Genomic DNA, 1629 nt, shown 5'->3' with positions numbered 1-1629 from the left:
GTTGCTACGAAAGGGCACTCTAATGAGACTGCCGGTGACAAACCGGAGGAAGGTGGGGATGACGTCAAGTCCTCATGGCCCTTATGGGTAGGGCTTCACACGTCATACAATGGTCGGTTCAGAGGGTTGCCAACCCGCGAGGGGGAGCCAATCTCAGAAAGCCGATCGTAGTCCGGATCGCAGTCTGCAACTCGACTGCGTGAAGTCGGAATCGCTAGTAATCGCGGATCAGCATGTCGCGGTGAATACGTTCCCGGGTCTTGTACACACCGCCCGTCACACCATGGGAGCGGGTTCTGCCAGAAGTAGTTAGCCTAACCGCAAGGAGGGCGATTACCACGGCAGGGTTCGTGACTGGGGTGAAGTCGTAACAAGGTAGCCGTAGGGGAACCTGCGGCTGGATCACCTCCTTTCTAGAGAAAAGCTGGATCGAGAACTCACACCCTATCGGTTGTCACAAGCTGCACAGGCGGAGGGTCTGTAGCTCAGTCGGTTAGAGCATCGTCTTGATAAGGCGAGGGTCGTTGGTTCGATTCCAACCAGACCCACCAGCGTCTCGACGGCAGGCGAGGGGGGCGAAGGGACGCCGATCAGGCGTCGGGACAAGGGACTGCTGGTGGCCGATCAGCGGGGGATTAGCTCAGCTGGGAGAGCACCTGCTTTGCAAGCAGGGGGTCGTCGGTTCGATCCCGTCATCCTCCACCAAGTCCGCGCAAGTGAGAAGTCAGGCCTGCAGGGTCATCGACGCTGCAGGCCTGACTCTTTACGGGTCTGTGCTCTTTAAAAAACTGGAAGAAGGTTGTATTGCCGAGGCCCCGAAGGATGGGGCGATCGGCAATACGGTTGTGATTGCATCGAACCCCCTGGAGAAGGGGGAGCACCAAAAGAGTTGCCTGTAGCTGGAGGTCTCGCAAGAGAGCTCAAGGTTATAGGATCAAGCGAATAAGTGCATGTGGTGGATGCCTTGGCGATTACAGGCGAAGAAGGACGTACAAGCCTGCGAAAAGCTCTGGGGAGCTGGCAATGAAGCTTTGATCCAGAGATGTCCGAATGGGGAAACCCACTCCGCAAGGAGTATCCCACGCTGAATACATAGGCGTGAGGAAGCGAACCCGGCGAACTGAAACATCTCAGTAGCCGGAGGAACAGAAATCAACCGAGATTCCCAAAGTAGTGGCGAGCGAAATGGGAACAGCCTGCAAGTGATAGCGATTGGGTTAGCGGAAGCCTCTGGAAAGTGGCGCCATAGGGGGTGATAGCCCCGTACGCGAAAACGTGATCGTGGTACCAAGCTTGCGACAAGTAGGGCGGGGCACGAGAAATCCTGTCTGAATATGGGGGGCCCATCCTCCAAGGCTAAATACTCGTAATCGACCGATAGTGAACCAGTACCGTGAGGGAAAGGCGAAAAGAACCCCGGGAGGGGAGTGAAATAGATCCTGAAACCGCATGCATACAAACAGTGGGAGCCCCTTTGTGGGGTGACTGCGTACCTTTTGTATAATGGGTCAGCGACTTACGTTCAGTAGCGAGCTTAACCGCATAGGGGAGGCGTAGGGAAACCGAGTCCGAATAGGGCGCCCAGTTGCTGGACGTAGACCCGAAACCAAGTGATCTATCCATGGCCAG

2 tRNA genes and 2 rRNA genes (2 of these 4 running past the window's edge) are annotated in these 1629 nt (G+C 56.0%); all 4 read left to right on the top strand.

The features are described from left to right. Positions 1–413, top strand: a 16S ribosomal RNA gene (locus CAPSK01_RS22760) (it extends 1626 nt beyond the left edge of the window). Between the two features lie 61 nt (positions 414–474). Then, a tRNA-Ile gene (locus tag CAPSK01_RS11505) sits at positions 475–551 on the top strand. A 78-nt stretch (positions 552–629) separates the two neighbouring features. Then, positions 630–705 (top strand) — tRNA-Ala (locus CAPSK01_RS11500). 227 nt (positions 706–932) lie between these two features. Continuing rightward, positions 933–1629, top strand: a 23S ribosomal RNA gene (locus CAPSK01_RS22755); it runs 2287 nt beyond the window's last position. The 16S and 23S rRNA genes sit together here with 2 tRNA genes alongside, the layout of an rRNA operon.

The organism is Candidatus Accumulibacter vicinus, assembly GCF_000584955.1.
In the GTDB taxonomy this organism is placed as follows: Bacteria; Pseudomonadota; Gammaproteobacteria; order Burkholderiales; family Rhodocyclaceae; genus Accumulibacter; species Accumulibacter vicinus.
This window is presented reverse-complemented; position numbering and strand designations above follow the sequence as displayed.